The organism is Methylobacterium nonmethylotrophicum, assembly GCF_004745635.1.
Taxonomy (GTDB): Bacteria; Pseudomonadota; Alphaproteobacteria; order Rhizobiales; family Beijerinckiaceae; genus Methylobacterium; species Methylobacterium nonmethylotrophicum.
The window spans coordinates 217882-233629 of record NZ_SRLB01000004.1; the positions used below are offsets into that span (position 1 = coordinate 217882).

General features: G+C 70.7%; 8 protein-coding genes. 2 read left to right on the forward strand and 6 right to left on the reverse strand.

Features of this window, described 5'->3' with window-relative positions; translation table 11 throughout:
- Positions 1 to 298 precede the first annotated feature (298 nt).
- Entirely contained in the window at positions 299 to 2107 is a 1809-nt protein-coding gene (locus tag EU555_RS06015) for a flavin-containing monooxygenase (RefSeq protein WP_135413956.1), read from the reverse strand.
- Between the two features lie 407 nt (positions 2108 to 2514).
- Complete coding sequence (locus EU555_RS06020) at positions 2515 to 4452, reverse strand: sigma-54-dependent Fis family transcriptional regulator (RefSeq protein WP_135413758.1); 1938 nt, start codon at positions 4450 to 4452, stop codon at positions 2515 to 2517.
- Between the two features lie 402 nt (positions 4453 to 4854).
- On the opposite strand from EU555_RS06020, the gene EU555_RS06025 reads away from it, so the two are divergent.
- Positions 4855 to 7059, forward strand: a complete 2205-nt coding sequence (locus EU555_RS06025) for a sensor domain-containing phosphodiesterase (protein ID WP_205820803.1) — start codon at positions 4855 to 4857, stop codon at positions 7057 to 7059.
- 542 nt (positions 7060 to 7601) lie between these two features.
- Here the strand turns inward: EU555_RS06025 and EU555_RS06030 are convergent.
- The gene (locus EU555_RS06030; RefSeq protein ID WP_135413760.1) at positions 7602 to 9041 is read right to left on the reverse strand and encodes a methyl-accepting chemotaxis protein; all 1440 of its coding nucleotides are present in this window, start codon (positions 9039 to 9041) and stop codon (positions 7602 to 7604) included.
- A gap of 999 nt (positions 9042 to 10040) precedes the next feature.
- Between EU555_RS06030 and EU555_RS06035 the strand changes: the two genes are divergently transcribed.
- The gene (locus EU555_RS06035) at positions 10041 to 11807 is read left to right on the forward strand and encodes a methyl-accepting chemotaxis protein (RefSeq protein WP_205820805.1); all 1767 of its coding nucleotides are present in this window, start codon (positions 10041 to 10043) and stop codon (positions 11805 to 11807) included.
- Between the two features lie 136 nt (positions 11808 to 11943).
- Here the strand turns inward: EU555_RS06035 and EU555_RS06040 are convergent, their stop codons facing one another.
- The 3 genes from EU555_RS06040 to ubiE form a co-directional block, all read right to left on the reverse strand.
- Positions 11944 to 13191, reverse strand: a complete 1248-nt coding sequence (locus EU555_RS06040) for an ABC transporter substrate-binding protein (protein WP_135413761.1) — start codon at positions 13189 to 13191, stop codon at positions 11944 to 11946.
- 113 nt (positions 13192 to 13304) lie between these two features.
- A complete protein-coding gene (gene ubiB, locus EU555_RS06045) occupies positions 13305 to 14804 on the reverse strand; it encodes a 2-polyprenylphenol 6-hydroxylase (RefSeq protein ID WP_425375088.1) in 1500 nt (499 codons plus the stop codon).
- Between the two features lie 61 nt (positions 14805 to 14865).
- Positions 14866 to 15624 carry a bifunctional demethylmenaquinone methyltransferase/2-methoxy-6-polyprenyl-1,4-benzoquinol methylase UbiE gene (gene ubiE, locus EU555_RS06050; RefSeq protein WP_135413763.1) on the reverse strand — a complete coding sequence of 253 codons (759 nt, stop codon included), beginning with the start codon at positions 15622 to 15624 and terminating at the stop codon, positions 14866 to 14868.
- Positions 15625 to 15748 lie beyond the last annotated feature (124 nt).

Genomic DNA, 15748 nt, shown 5'->3' on the forward strand with positions numbered 1-15748 from the left:
ACAAGCGAACGAAGTGCAGCCGAATCTTGATCTTATTTCGTCTCGTTCAAAACTGGACGATGTGTCCCAGCGCAAGCCGTTGTGTTTCTGTCGGAAATAATCCGTGGGCGCGCCGCTCCGCCGCTCGGCTGTGCGCCGAGCGGATCATGAAATGATCGTGATGTTGCAGAATTGCAGCGCCCGGCGCGGGCGGGCGGCCCGGTTCCCGCCGCGGTGCCGCCGGTCATCAGGGTCCCGAGGGGTGGCGCGGTCGCAGCCGCGCCGCCTTGGGCGATCGTCCGGGCGGGCCGGTCGGTCCTCAGGACGCGTGGTGCGTCTCGGCCAGCGCGTAGACCGGCGTGGGCAGTCCCTCCATGCGGGCCTTGAGCTGCAGGGCGAGGTAGAGCGAGTAGTGGCGCGACTGGTGCAGGTTGCCGCCGTGGAACCACAGCGCCTCCTGCCGGGTCGGCTTCCACATGTTGCGCAACTCGCCCTCCCAGGGCCCGGGATCCTTGGTGGTGTCGGAGCCCAGGCCCCAGCACTTGCCGACCCGGTCGGCGACCTCCTGGCTGATGAGCCTGGCGGCCCAGCCGTTCATCGAGCCGTAGCCGGTGGCGTAGACGATCACGTCGGCGGGAAGCCGCGTGCCGTCCTCCAGCACCACCGCGTCCTCGGTGATCTCCCGCACCGTGCCGTGGGCGAGCTTGATCTTGCCGTCGGCGATCAGGTCGGAGGCGCCGACGTCGATGTAGTAGCCGGAGCCGCGGCGCAGGTACTTCATGAACAGGCCCGAGCCGTCATCGCCGAAATCGAGCCGGAAGCCGGCCTTCTCGAGCCTGGCATAGAAGTCGGCGTCGCGGCGCCTCGCCTCCTCGTACACCGGGACGTGGAACTCGTGCATGATGCGGTAGGGCACCGAGGCGAACAGCATGTCGGCCTTCTCGGTGGTGATGCCCTTGGCCAGCGCCTCCTCCGAGTAGAGGCCGCCGAGCGCCAGCTCCATCAGCGTCTCGGACTTGACGATGTGGGTCGAGGAGCGCTGCACCATGGTGACGTCGGCGCCGTTCTCGTAGAAGTCGGCGCAGATGTCGTGGGCCGAGTTGTTGGAGCCGATCACGACCGCGCGCTTGCCGCGATAGGCCTCGCCGCCCGGGTGCCGGCTCGAATGGTGGCTCTCGCCCTTGAAGCGCGCCATGCCCGGATAGGACGGCAGGTTCGGCACGCCCGACATGCCGGTGGCGAGCACGAGCTGCCTGGGCCGCACCGTCAGCCGCTCGCCGTCGCGGGTGAGGTCGACCACCCACTCGCCGGAATCCTCGTCGTAGCGCGCCGCACTCACCTCGGTCTTCGGCCAGTAGTTCAGCTCCATGACCTTGGTGTACATCTCCAGCCAGTCGCCGATCTTGTCCTTGGCGGCGAAGACCGGCCAGTGATCGGGGAAGGGCAGGTAGGGCAGGTGGTCGTACCAGACCGGGTCGTGCAGGTGCAGCGACTTGTAGCGCTTGCGCCACTGGTCGCCGGGCCGGTCGTGCCGGTCGACGATGAGCGCCGGCACGCCGAGGCGCTTGAGCCGGGCGCCGAGCGCGATGCCGCCCTGGCCGCCGCCGACCACCAGCACGTAGGGCTGTCGCGTGCGGCCGAGCGCGGCCTCCTCGTCCTGCCGCCGCTCCGCCCAGGAGCGCCGCCCGGGCTCGACGCCGTGGCGGACGCCCTTCTCGCGCCGCGGCCCGCCCGGCTCCTCGAACCCCTTCAGCTCGCGCGCCGCGGTGAGCAGCGTCCAGGCTTCGTTGCCCTTGAGCCGCAGGTAGCCGCGCCCACGCAAGGACGCGGTCTCGAAGGCGATCCAGGCCTCGGTGACCCCGTCCGCCTCGCTCGCCGGCTCCTCCAGCGTGAAGCTCCCGGGCGACACCGCGCCGAGCTGCGCCTCCAGCATGGCGCGGATCGCCCCGCGGCCCTCCAGCGTGGTGATGTTCCAGGTGAAGGCGACGAGGTCGCGCCAGAAGCAGGTCTCGGCGAACAGCTCCGCCGCCGCCGCCGCGTCGCGCGCCCGCAGGGCGGCGTCGAAGCGGTCGAGCCAGGCGATCACCCGCTCGTCGGCGGGCGACAGGCGCGCGACGTCACGAACCATGGCGTCCATGGGGTTCCTCCCATTGTTGTGCGAAGAGGGTTGCGCAAGCGGTGTGCCAGGGCCGGACGAGCCGATGCGCTGGTTGCTTCGACAGGTCTTCGAAGAGACGCAACACTCCTTCCTGCCCTCGACCTCATCCTGAGGTGCTGCTGCTTGCAGCAGCCTCGAAGGAGGGCTCCAGAGATCATCGAGGCTTCTTGAGGTCTCCTTCGAGGTCAGTCGATCTAAGGTCGACCGACACCTCAGGATGAGGTTGTGGATGGGAGATGTGTGACCTGGAAGTAACCGAAATAATCTTTATTGGCTTGGCTCGATGCCTTGCGCGCAGGGACAGGCCCCTGAATGGTTCTGGATCAGGTGCCCCACCTGAGGCGCCACACCTGCGGCCCCGCCACAGGTGTGGCGCCTCACACTGCGTGGTTGGGCGAGACGAGGCCGAGGCGGCGCATGCGCCGGTGCACGGTGGAGCGGTCGAGCCCGAGATCGCGCGCGACCGCCGAGACGTTCCAGGCGCGCCGCCGCAGGGCCGCCGCGAGGGCGGCGCCGTCCGGCAAGGCCGCATCGGGCGGGGGCAGGTCGGATCGGGGCGCCGTCGTCACCGTGGGGGGCAGGTCGGCCAGGCCGATCTCCGGCGCCTCGGCGAGCGCGCAGGCGTAGTCGAGGGCGGCGACGAGTTCGCGGACGTTGCCGGGCCAGGCGTGGCGGGCGAGGGCCGCAGCGGCCTCGGCCGAGAGGCGGCGGCTCCCGGGCCGGGCGGCCAGCAGCCGCTCGACCAGGGCGGCGCGGTCGGCGCGCTCGCGCAACGGGGGCAGGACGAAGCGGGCGCCGGCCAGCCGGTAGAGCAGATCCTCGCGGAAGCGGCCCTCCCGCACCAGGGCGGCGAGATCCCGGTGCGTCGCGGCGATCACCCGCAGGTCGACCGCCTGCGGCTTCGTCCCGCCGACCGCCATCACCTCGCGCTCGGCGAGCACGCGCAGGAGCCGCGTCTGCGCGGAGAGCGGCATGTCGCCGATCTCGTCGAGGAAGAGGGTGCCGCCATCGGCCTGCTGCACCAGGCCCTGCCGCCCCCGCGCCGCCGCGCCCGTGAACGCCCCCGGCGCGTGGCCGAACAGCTCGGACTCGATCAGGGTCTCGGGCAGGGCCGCGCAGTTGACCGCGACGAACGGCTTGCCGGCGCGCCGCGAGGCGCGGTGCAGGGTCCGTGCGAAGAACTCCTTGCCGGTGCCGGTCTCGCCGCCGACGAGCAGGCTCACGCCCGCCTCGAACAGGCGCGACGCCTGCCGGGCCATGAGCGCCAGGCGGGGATCGCCGCCGGCGAAATCCGGCAAGGGGGCCGCTGCAGGCCGGCCGCTCCGCACCGGGGGCGGGGCGGCGGGCTCCAGCGCCAGGGCGTAGAAGCGTTCGCCGCCGCGCAGGCGCAGCACGCGCCGCTCGACCGGCACGGCCCGGGTGAAACGCGGCAGGTCGTCGACCGAGACCTCGAACAGCGCGTCGAGGCGCAGGCCGAGGCCGGCATGGCGGCCATCGGCCGCCCCGCCGGCCTCGGCCGCCCCGCGCGGGCGGCGCAGGGCGCGGTCGATCAGCGCCCGCGCGCGGCTGTTGAAGCCGAGGATGCGCCCGCCCGCATCCACCGCCAGGGCGAGCTCGGGCTCGATGTCGGCGAATTCGGGCGAGCGCGACAGGTGCAGGATCCACTCGCGCCGGAAGCCGTTGTGCAGGCTCGCGGTCTCGATGCGGTGGGCGAAGGAGGTGACGAGCTGGAGGGCGAGGTGCTGGCTCGCCTTCGGCGCGGGCGATTGCAGCGCCGAGATGTCGAGCACGGCGGCGAGCGTCCCGTCGGCGGCGTAGACGGGGGCGGCCGTGCAGGTGAGCCCGATATGGTCGCCGGCGAAGTGGTCGTCGAGATGGACCGACAGCGCCTGGCCGGTGGCGATGCAGGTCCCCACCGCGCAGGTGCCGGCGAGGTGCTCGTTCCAGTCCGAGCCGCGGTAGAGCCCGGCGCGGCGCAGGTCGCCGTCGCGGCTCGGATCGCCGATGAAGTCGACGGCGACGCCGCGGGCATCCGCCAGGATCAGCACGTAGCCGAGGCCCGAGACCTGCCGGTACAGCGCCTCGACGCCGAAGCGCGCCACCCGGATCAGGTCGTCGAGGGCGTCGCGGTGCTCGCGCAGGCGCGCCTGGGTGTGGATGTAGGCGCGCCGGGGCGCGGCGGGGTCGAGCCGGTACTCGGCCAGGCAGCGCCGCCACGACTGGCTGATCAGCGGGTCGCGCGCGCCGCCGCCGTTCGCGGCGCCGCTCGCGGCGCGCACGAGCTCGTCGATGTGGGCCATCACGGCAGGCCGCATCGCTTCCTCCCCGATTTGACTCCATACTGCGCGCGTTCGCCGGGCAGGAAAAGCCGAGGCGGCGACCGGCGCGGCCGCGGCGGTCCCTGCCGCCGGCGAACCGGCCCTGTCCCTCGCGCCCTCCGAAGCCGGCCGGCGCCGACAGCACGGTCCCTGCGGGGCATCGTCTCCGGTGAGGGTCGTCCGCCGTCTCCGGCGGCCGGATTCATCACCTAACAGTGACTCCGCCGGGCCCCGTAGGAGATTGGCAAGACTCTTCGCATACCCCGTCAGGGTTATGGGCGTGAGCATCCGCGACACCCGTCGCAGCACCAGTCAAGCTTTCGATCGGCCACCGCACACATGCGAGGCGCCCAACTCTGAGTCTTGCGGATGACTGCGATGCCCTCATCAGGATCTGACGTGACGCCGGACGATGAGGGCGCGCGTCTGGCCGCCCTCGACGGCTACGCCATCCTCGACACGGCGCCCGAGCGGGAGTTCGACGACATCGTCCGGATGGCGCGGCGCATCTTCGCGGTTCCGATCGCCCTGGTGTCGTTCGTCGCCGCCGACCGCCAGTTCTTCAAGGCCCGCATCGGCCTGGACCTGTGCCAGACCGACCGCGCGGGCTCGTTCTGCACGCACGCCATCCTCGGCCACGAGGTCATGGTCGTTCCCGATGCGCGGGCGGATGCGCGCTTCGCCGCCTCGCCCCTCGTCACCGGCAGGCCTCACGTCCGGTTCTATGCCGGCGCGCCCCTCGTCACGCCGGACGGCTTCGTCGTCGGCAGCGTCTGCATCAAGGACGAGGTCCCACGCACCGACTTCTCCGACGACCAGCGCCGGACGCTGGAAGACCTCGGCCGTCTCGTCATGGAGCGGCTGGAAGCCCGGAGGCTGAGGCTCGCCGGGCGCGACAGCCGCAAGCAGTTCGAGTCGATCGCCGCGGTCTCGCCCGACGCCATCATCTGCGCCGACGGCGCGAACCGGATCGTGTTCTGGAACAAGGCCGCCGAGACGATCTTCGGCTACGCGGCCGCGGAGGCGCTCGGCCAGCCGCTGACCCTGATCGTGCCGTCCGCCTTCCGGGCGAAGCACGAGGCCGGCCTGGCCCGCGCCGCCGCCGGCCATCCGACCACGCTCGTCGGCGCGGTCGTCACCGTGCCGGCCTGCCGCCGCGGCGGCGAGGAGTTTCCGATCGAGCTCTCGCTCTCGCACTGGACGGAAGGCGGCGAGCACCGGTTCGGCGCGATCGTCCGCGACGTCACCGAGCGGGTCCGGGCCGAGGAGCGCCTCAAGCGCGAGGCGGAGCTCGATCACCTGACCGGCATCGCGAACCGGAAGGTGCTGTCGGACCGGATGGAGGAGGCCGGCCGCGACGGCGCGGCCGCCACCCTCCTCCTGATCGATCTCGACGGCTTCAAGGACGTCAACGACAGCCTGGGTCACGCCGCGGGCGACGCGGTGCTCACGACGGTCGCCGCCCGCCTCTCGGCCGAGGCCGGGCGCGACGCGCTGGTGTCCCGCCTCGGGGGAGACGAATTCGCGGTCTTCCTGAAGGGCGCCGCCGATCCGGTCGCGGGCGCGGATCTGGGCCGCCGCCTGATCGCTGCCGTCGAGCGCCCGATCGAGATCGACGAGCGCTGCATCTATGTCGGTGCCAGCGTCGGGATCGCGGTCGCCGATGCGGCCGGATGGGAGTCCGGCGCGCTTCTCGGCGACACCGACCTCGCCCTCTACCGCGCCAAGGCCGAGGGCCGGAGCCGGGTGGCTTTGTTCACCCCGGATCTGCGCGCGGTCGCGCGGACGCGCACCTCCGTGAGTTCCGGCATGCGCGAGGCGTGGGAGCGGGGCGAGTTCGAGATGTACTACCAGCCCCAGGTCCTCCTCGACACCGGCGCCATCACCGGGGCGGAAGCCCTGATCCGCTGGAACCACCCGGATCGGGGTCTCGTCAGCCCCGCCGCCTTCCTGCCGGTCCTCGAGGCGAGCCTGCTCGCGGTTCCGGTCTCCGAGTGGATCCTGCGCACCGCGTGCCAGCAGGCGGCCCAGTGGCGCAGGCTCGGCTTCGCCCGCTTCCGCGTCGGGGTGAACCTCTTCGCCGCCCAGTTCAGGACCGGTGACCTGCCCCGCGTGGTCGGGGAGATCCTCACCGACCACGGCCTGCCGGGGGACGCCCTCGAGCTCGAGATCACCGAGAACATCATCCTGCGCAGCGACGCCCGGATCAACGCGGACCTGAGGGAGCTGCGGGCCCTCGGGGTCGGCATCGCCTTCGACGATTACGGCACCGGCTACGCCTCGCTGACCATGCTGAAGGACTACCCGGTCACGCGGCTGAAGATCGACCGCTCCTTCGTCAGCGGCGTCGAGCGCAGCCGGAAGGACCAGACCATCGTCGAGGCGATCGCGAACCTGGCGCGGGGCTTCAGCCTCGACGTCATCGCCGAGGGGATCGAGACGCGCGAGCAGGCCGAGCTGATGCGCCGGCACTGCGCGGAAGGGCAGGGCTACTTCTTCGGGCGGCCGATGACCGCCAGGAACTTCGGCGAATTGTTGAAGGCGGTCCGACATCGCGCCGATGACGGAGCCTGCCGGGCGCATGAGCGGAAGGCGGCGTCGTAGGGCCGGACGCGCGGTCGGTCCTGCGGCCCACGCGCGTCCCCTGACATGGCTGGCGGGAGGAGGCCGGGGCTCCGAGCGGAGCTCCGCTGTCGTCGACCGTGACGCGCGTCCGCTCAGGCAGCGCGACGCGGAAGGCCGGATGCTACACGCCGTCCGCTTGATCTGTTCCGATATCAATCAGGCGCGGGATCCCACCTCTCCAGGCGATGCCGGGCTTGCCCGGTATCGCTGCACGGTGTGGGGAGGGGCTATGGGGATCGAAGATCCCGCGTGGGGGTGGTGCCGCGTATGGCGCGGCGATTTATCCGGAACCACCCCCGCCCCTGACCCCTCCCCACAAGGGGGAGGGGAGGCGCGCTCCCTTCAAAGCGCGGGAACCATCAGACCGAGATCGGTGAATGCGTTAGCCCGCACGGGAGAGGGGAGGCGCGCTCAATTCTGACTACGAACAGATCAGGCGGAAGTCGTATCACGGGCTTGGGCGCAGGTGCGCGACCCCCCATGGCCCGGGAATCCGGGCCACGCACCATCGCCCCGGCACATCAGGCGACGGCCGAGGCCTCGCGCACCTTGGTCGTCGAACGGTCGACCTGCTCGGCCGCCTGGGCGATCGCCTCCATGCTGCCGGCCAGGCTGTTGGCGCCGCGCGAGGCGGTCTGCATCGACGCCGACATCTCGTGCGTCACGGCCGATTGCTCCTCGACCGCGGCGGCGATCGCGCTTGCCACCTGATCGAGGGTGCGGATCGTGCCCTGGATCGCGCCGATCGCGCCCACCGCCTGCTGGGTCGCCCCTTGCGTCGCGCCGATCTGCTGGCGGATCTGCTCGGTCGCCTTGCTGGTCTGCTCGGCGAGCTGCTTGACCTCCTGCGCCACCACCGCGAAGCCGCGCCCGGCTTCGCCCGCGCGCGCCGCCTCGATGGTGGCGTTCAGCGCCAGCAGGTTGGTCTGGCTCGCGATCGCCTGGATGAGGGCCACCACCTCGCCGATGCGCGAGGCCTGCTCGCTCAGGCCCGCCACGATCGCGCCGGTCTCCTGCGCCTGGGTGACGGCCTGCCCGGCGATCTGCGAGGCATGCTGCACCTGCTGGCTGATCTCGGACACCGACGCGGACAGTTCCTCCGCGCCCGAGGCCACGGCCTGGATGTCGCCGGACACCTGGTGGACCGTGCGGGCGGCCGCCACCGTCTGCGTCGTCACCCCATGGACGGCGTCGCTGATCGCGTTCAGGTCCGCGTTGATCGCCCGGGCCTTCTCGGCGCGGCGCCGGCGTTCGTGCACCTGGTCGGTCACGTCGGTGGCGAACTTGACCACCTTGACCACGCGCCCGTCCGCGTCGGCGATCGGGTTGTAGGTGGCGTGGATGAACACCTCGCGGCCGCCCTTGGCGATGCGCCGGTACTCGCCGGTCTGGTACTCGCCACGGCCGAGCGCGGCCCAGAAGTCGCGGTAGGCCGTGCCGTCGCGCTCGACGGGGTCGACGAAGATCCGATGATGCTGGCCCTGGATCTCGCTCAGGGCATAGCCGATGACGGAGAGGAAGTTGGAATTGGCCTCCAGAACGGTGCCGTCCGGCGTGAACGCGATCACCGCCTGCGAGCGATGCAGCGCCGCGATCTGGCCGTTCGTATCGATGCTGTGGGCTTTCTGGGCGGTGATGTCGGACGCGAGCTTGACGATCCGCGCCGGCTTGCCGTTCCGGCCGAGGACCGGGTTGTAGGAGGCGAGCATCCAGATCTCCCGCCCGCCCTTGGCCAGCCGCTTGAACTCGCGGGTCTGCGGTTTGCCGGCCCGCAGCTCGTCCCAGAACGCACCGTAGGCCGCACTGCCGCGCTCCTCGGGCGAGACGAGCATGCTGTGATGCTGCCCGATCAACTCGCCGCGCTCATAGCCGACCAGCGCCAGAAAGTTGTCGTTGACGTCCCGGATCGTCCCATCGAGGCCGAACTCGATGCGGCTGCGAGAGAGATTGATGGCATCCATGAGGGCACGCAGCCCCGAGCGGAAAAGCGGCAAAGTCGAACCTCCGACGGTGCCGTCCCTCCTACGAAGAATCGACTTAAATTGGAGTTTACGAGATTAGAAAAGACGCTCGCTCTAACCGTTAGATTAAAGCTTAAGGTGTGGCAGCGGGACGCACCGAGATCGATCACGACGCGGGACCGCACCGATCCGTGAGGTCGGCAGGCGTCTCGCACCGGGCCTGCGCCCGGCGGAGGCGCGGCGGGCCGGGGAACTCCCGTCATCGGGTCGATCGGCGCCCGCGCCGCCTGCCCGCCCGCCCGCAAGGCACCGTCGCGAGACCGCCTGCGAACCGAGTTCGCAGCAAGACCCCTCATGGAACAGCTTATCGATTCGATATCGCGAAGAGGATCCCGCCGGGCGAGGCGAAGGAGACCGATCGCTGCCGGTCGTGGTCGCGAGCTTCATTGAGGATCGTCGGTTGCGGGTGGATCTCGAGGCGCGTCGCGACGGCGTGCCGGGTCGGTCCCCGTCGACAGTGGCGGTCAGAGTGGGGGCCCGGCGCCGGCGGACACTGGTCGCCTGCCGGCCGCGCGGCCGGTGCGAGCTGCCCATGACCCAGCATCACTTCCTCTCGGCCGGCGCCATCGTTCAGGGATCGCCCGAGCATTGAAGGAATACATTCCGGATCAGGACCGGGCCGCGTCCCGTCCGAAACCGATTGTCCCAAACGAGGCGGATGCGGCAGCAGGGGCGGGGCGGTTGCTGCCGTGAGATCATCAGGCAGGAGCAGCCGGGCCGGGCCGGTTCGACACTCGACGGTGGCGACGCGTTCATCCTGATCGGCCCCTGCATTGCAATGCCTGGCGCCGCCAAGTGAATGCCGGCGTGCTGGTCTTTCGGGCGAGTGCGCAAGAACCAAGATCACGATCCGTCTTGTTGAGCTGATCGCCGATCAAAAAACTGGCTCTCGCGCCTCTATCACGGTGGACAAAATCTCACTTGATGGCACTTGTTCAAATGTTCGGCAGGGCGATTTTAACGAGCAGTCAACAAACAGTATTTAGAAGCCCTCGAGCGCCAATATTGGAATCCATGATGCTCCTGCGTGTTCGCATTACACACCGCTTCGCGGCCCTCGCCATTCTCGGCCTCGCGCTGGCGGTCGGCTCGATCAGCCTTGCTCTCGTGCAGATCCGGGACGCCATGCTGGATCAGAAGCGCCAGGAAATCCGCCACAGTGTCGAGGTGGCCGCAACGATCGTTCGAAGCTACGTCGCGCGCGCGAAGACCGGCGAACTGACCGATGCCGATGCACGCCAGCGTGCCGCGAACGCCATCCGGGGCGCGCGCTTCGATGGCGGAAACTACTTCTACATCTATGATTTCGACGGCAATACCGTCATGCACCCGATCCGGAAGGACCTCGAAGGCAAGAACGCGCTCGGCCTCAAGGACAAGAACGGCAAATTCATGATGCGCGAGATCGTCGATCTCGCCAGAACCAAGGGTGAAAGCTCGACGGAATACTACTGGACCAAGCCAGGCGATGCGACGGAAACCCTGAAGGTGACCCACACCATCGCGATCCCCGAATGGCAGATCCTGGTCGGGTCGGGCTTGCACGTGTACGACGTCGACGCCGCCCTGTGGGTGCAGGTGCAGCACCTCAGCCTGACGCTCGCCCCGATCGCGTCGCTCTTCGTGCTCCTGGCGGTCTGGATCGGGCGCAGCGTCGCCAGGCCGCTCGGAGGGCTCACGCAGTCGATGCAGCGGCTCGCGAACGGCGACCTCGATGCCGAGGTCGTCGGCACGGCGCGCCGGGACGAGATCGGCCAGATCGCCTCGGCGGTCGTCGCCCTCCGCGACGGCTTGCGCTCGCGGGCCCTGGAGGAGCATGCGCGCGACGCGGCGGCGCGCCAGGACAGCGAGGCGCAGCGCCGCCGCGCGATGGCGGAGATCGCCAGGAGCTTCGAGGCCGCGATCGGCGGCATCGTCGGCACGGTGTCGGGGGCGGCGACGGAGCTGCAGGCCACCGCCCGGACGATGACCGCCACGGCCGACCAGACGGCCGGCCTGTCCACCGACGCGGCCGCGGCCGCCAAGGAGGCGGCCCTCAACGTCAACACCGTCGCGGCGGCGGCCGAGGAGCTCGGCGCCTCCGTGCAGGAGATCGCCCGGCAGGTCGCGGGTTCCGCCTCGCTGGCGCAGACCGCGGTGGCGGATGCCGACCAGACCGGCGCCCTCGTCCAGGAACTGTCGGAGGCCGTGTCCCGGATCGGCGACGTCGTCGGGCTGATCTCGACCATCGCCGGGCAGACGAACCTGCTCGCCCTCAACGCCACCATCGAGGCGGCGCGGGCGGGCGAGGCGGGGCGCGGCTTCGCGGTCGTGGCGGCCGAGGTCAAGGATCTCGCCAACCAGACCGCGCGGGCGACCGAGCAGATCACCGGCCAGATCGGCCGCATCCAGGGCTCCACCGGAAGGGCCGTGGCGGCGATCGGCGGGATCGCGGCGCGGATCCGCGAGATCGCCTCCGTCGCGACCAGCCTCGCGACCGCGGTGGAGGAGCAGGGGGCGGCGACGAGCGAGATCGTGCGCAACGTGGCCCAGGCGGCGCAGGGCGCCGGCGACGTGACGACGACCATGACCGGGGTTGCGGGTGCCGTCGAGGTCACGGGCGCCGCCGCCGCCCAGGTGCTCGCCTCGGCCTCCGATCTCTCGAGCCAGTCCGCGCACCTGACGCAGGAAGTCGCGCACTTCCTCGGAACGCTTCGTGCGGCCTGAGCGGCCGTCGCAAGCGTGGTCGCCCGGGCCGGCCCGGCGCAGGAGTACCGGCGCCGGCAGCTCGGCCGAGGCCAGGCCTGCCGGTCGCCTCTGACAGTCGCGGCCGGCGCCTGCGTGCGGCGCTGCCGCGCCCGCCCTACTTGGCCGCCGTCACCAGCGGGCAGCCGCCCTCGGCGAGCGGGCGAAAGGCCTCGTCGCCCGGCACGGTGGCGACGAGCTTGTAGAGGTCCCACTCGCCCGTCGATTCCTTCGGGGTCTTCACCTGCATCAGGTACATGTCGTGGACCATGCGGCCGTCCTCGCGGATCCGGCCGTTCGTCGCGAACATGTCGTTGACCGGCATCTCGCGCATCTTGGCGATCACGGTCCTGGCGTCGTCGGTGCCGGCGGCCTGCACGGCCTTGAGGTAGTGCAGCACCGAGGAATAGACGCCGGCCTGGTGCATCGTCGGCATCAGCCCGGCCTTCTCCTTGAAGCGGGTGCCGAAGGCGCGGGTCTCGGGCGTGCGGTCCCAGTAGAAGGCGGTGGTGAGGAGGAGGTTCTGCGCCACCTCGATGCCGAGGCTGTGCACGTCGTCGATGTTGATGAGCAGCGCCAGCAGGGTCTGGCCGCCCTGGACGAGGCCGAACTCGTGCGCCTGCTTGATCGCGTTGACGGTGTCGCCGCCCGCATTGGCGAAGGCGATGAGCTTGGCACCCGACCCTTGCGCCTGCAGCAGGAAGGACGAGAAATCGGCGGTGGCGAAGGGCGCGCGGACGGTGGAGACCACCTTGCCGCCGGAGCGCTTCACCTCCGCGATGGCGTCGCGCTCGAGGGCGTGGCCGAAGGCGTAGTCGGCGGTGACGAAGGCCCAGGTGTCGAGCCCCTTCTTCACCGCGGCGTTCCCGGAGACGTGCGAGAGCGCGTAGGTGTCGTAGGTCCACTGGATGCCGGTGGGCGAGCATTGCGGACCGGTGAGGTCCGAGGTGCCGCCGCCCGACACGATCAGGAGCTTGCCCTTCTCCTTGGCGACCTGCTGCACCGCGAGCGCCACCGAGGAGGTCGGCACGTCGAGGATCACGTCGACGCCCTCGCGGTCGTACCATTGCCGGGCGATGTTGGAGCCCACATCCGGCTTGTTCTGATGATCGGCGAAGACGACCTCGATCGGCTTGCCGTCGAGGGTGCCGCCGAAATCCTTCACTGCCATCTCGGCGGCGATCACCGAGCCGCGGCCGGTGGAATCGGCGTAGACGCTCGACATGTCGTTGAGCACCGCGAGCTTCAGCTTGCCGTCGCTGAGCCGCGGCTCGGCGGCGCGGGCCGGAGCGGCGAGGGCGCAGAGCGCCGCGGCGGCGAGGAGGGCGGCCCGGAGCGGATGGGCGCGGGTGACAAATCTCGGCATCGTGGGCGTTCTCCCGGCGCGCCCGCCTCTTCCCGGACGGGGTTCTCGCGCGCTCTGCCCATCAAATGGGCCCCGGCGCGCCGGGACAAGCCCTAACGGACCCGGGAGACCACTCAGCGCAGCGCCATCACCAGCATCGAGCCGGCGATCACCCAGAGCGCCAGGGTCGACCACACCATCCGCTTGGTCTCGACGCGGATGCGGCGCTCGACGCGGGCCACGTCGCGCGGGCCCTCCTCGTCGAGGCGCACCAGCACGCGCTTGGCGCGCTGGGCGAGGTCGGGCACGTCCGCAACCACGTCGGCCAGCGTCAGCACCGCGCGGCGCGCCTGGTCGGCGCGGCCGATCGGCCCGAGGTTGCGGGCGAGCCAGGAGCGCACCACCGGCTCGGCCGAGGTCCACATGTCGAGGCGCGGATCGAGGGAGCGGGCGACGCCCTCGACCACCACCATGGTCTTCTGGAGCATGACCAGCTCGGTGCGGGTGCTCATGTCGAACAGCGCCGTGACGTCGAAGAGCAGCGTCAGCACCTTGGCCATCGAGATCTCGTCGGCCCGGCGCTGGTGGATCGGCTCGCCGATCGCCCGGATGGCCTGCGCGAAATCGTCGACGGAGTGGTGCGAGGGGACGTAGCCGGCCTCGAAATGCACCTCCGCCACCCGGCGGTAGTCGCGCAGGATGAACCCGAGCAGGATCTCGGCGAGGAACCGGCGCTCCTTGGCCCCGAGCCGGCCCATGATCCCGAAATCGACCGCGACGAGGCGTCCGGCCGGATCGACGAACAGGTTGCCGGGATGCATGTCGGCATGGAAGAAGCCGTCCCGGATCGCGTGGCGCAGGAAGGACTGGATCACGGTCTGGCCGAGGGCCGCCGCGTCGTGGCCGGCCGCCACGATGGCGGCGCGGTCGTTGAGGCGGATGCCGTCGATCCACTCGCTCGCCAGCACGTCGCGGGCGGTCAGCTCCCAGACCGGCTGCGGCACCCGGAACTCGGGATCGTCCTTGATGTTCTCGGCGAATTCCGAGAGGGCGGCGGCCTCGAGCCGGAGGTCCATCTCCATGGCGACGGAGCGGGCCAGCGTCTCCACCACCTCGCGCGGGCGCAGGCGCTCGGCCTCGGGCCGCAGGACCTCGACCACCCGCGCCATGAAGCGCATCGCCTGGATGTCGCGGGCGAAGCGCTCGCGCACCCCGGGCCGCATGATCTTGACCGCGACCACCCGCTCGGCGCCGTCGCGGTCGCGGTAATGCGCCTTGTGGACCTGGGCGATGGAAGCCGCCGCGATCGGCTCGCTGAACGCGGTGAAGACCTCGGCGAGCGGCTTGCCCAGCGAGGCCTCGAGGGTCGCGACCGCCACCGCCTGCGGGAAGGGCGGCACCCGGTCCTGCAGCCGCTCGAGGTCGCGGGCCGCCGCCATGCCGACGATGTCGGGCCTTGTTGCCAGGAACTGCCCGACCTTGACGTAGGAGGGGCCGAGCCGCGTGAGCGCCGCGGGCAGGCGGCCGGGACCCAGGCCCGGCCGCTCCAGCTTGCGGCCGAAGCGCAGGACGAGGCGCAGGTGGGGCGGCAGCTCGGCGGCGTCCACGAAGGCGAGCGCGCCCTCGCGGGCCATCACCCAGCCGACTTGGATGCCCCGCGCGAGGTGGGCGACGACGCTCAGCACCGGCGGCGACTCACGCGAGCTTCCAGCCGGAATGGATGGCGCAGATCCCGCCCGAGAGCGGCCGGTGGGTGACGTGGCCGAAGCCCGCCTCCTCGATCATCCGGGCAAAGCTGCCCGGGGTCGGGAAGCGGCGGATCGACTCGACGAGGTACTGGTAGGATTCCTTGTCGCCGGCGACCAGCGAGCCGAGGCGGGGGATGACCTTGAACGAGTAGGCCTCGTAGATCTTGTCGAGCCCCGGCACGTCGACATGGGAGAATTCGAGGCACAGGAAGCGCCCGCCGACCTTGAGCACCCGGTGCGCCTCCTTGAGAGCCAGCTCGATCCGCGGCACGTTCCTGATGCCGAAGGCGATCGTGTAGGCGTCGAAGGTCTCGGGCGGCATCGGCAGCGCCTCGGCGTTGCCGGCCACGAAGTCGATGCGCGAGCCGTACCGGTGGCCGGCCCGCTCGCGGCCGACGCCGAGCATCGCCTCGTTGATGTCGAGCACCGTGACCGTGGTGTCGGGCCCGCCGGCCTGAAGCGTGCGGAACGCGATGTCGCCGGTGCCCCCGGCGACGTCGAGCAGCCGGAACGGCCGGGTGCGCGAGGGGCGCAAGGCCGACACGAAGGCGCTCTTCCACGCCCGGTGCAGGCCCCCCGACATCAGGTCGTTCATCAGGTCGTAGCGCTTGGCCACCGAGCGGAAGACCTCGTTGACGCGGTCCTGCTTCTCCTCGAGCCGGACGCGCTCGAAGCCGAAATCGGTGCTGGTCTCGTCGCCGGCCATGCGGTCTGGTCCCCTGTCGTGGCGGCCTGCATAGCGAAGCCGATGGCAAATCACCATCTTGGCCTGCAGTCCTGAGCGGTGCGCTTCGTCGCGCCCGCGGTCGCACCGTTGCCCCTCTCCATGG

Coding starts and splice junctions, on each gene's coding strand:
- EU555_RS06040 (WP_135413761.1), bottom strand. CDS start 13,191: ATGCCGAGATTTGTCACCCGCGCCCATCCGCTCCGGGCCGCCCTCCTC.
- EU555_RS06015 (WP_135413956.1), bottom strand. CDS start 2,107: ATGGTTCGTGACGTCGCGCGCCTGTCGCCCGCCGACGAGCGGGTGATC.
- ubiB (WP_425375088.1), bottom strand. CDS start 14,804: ATGGCCCGCGAGGGCGCGCTCGCCTTCGTGGACGCCGCCGAGCTGCCG.
- EU555_RS06020 (WP_135413758.1), bottom strand. CDS start 4,452: ATGCGGCCTGCCGTGATGGCCCACATCGACGAGCTCGTGCGCGCCGCG.
- ubiE (WP_135413763.1), bottom strand. CDS start 15,624: ATGGCCGGCGACGAGACCAGCACCGATTTCGGCTTCGAGCGCGTCCGG.
- EU555_RS06035 (WP_205820805.1), top strand. CDS start 10,041: ATGTTCGGCAGGGCGATTTTAACGAGCAGTCAACAAACAGTATTTAGA.
- EU555_RS06030 (WP_135413760.1), bottom strand. CDS start 9,041: ATGGATGCCATCAATCTCTCTCGCAGCCGCATCGAGTTCGGCCTCGAT.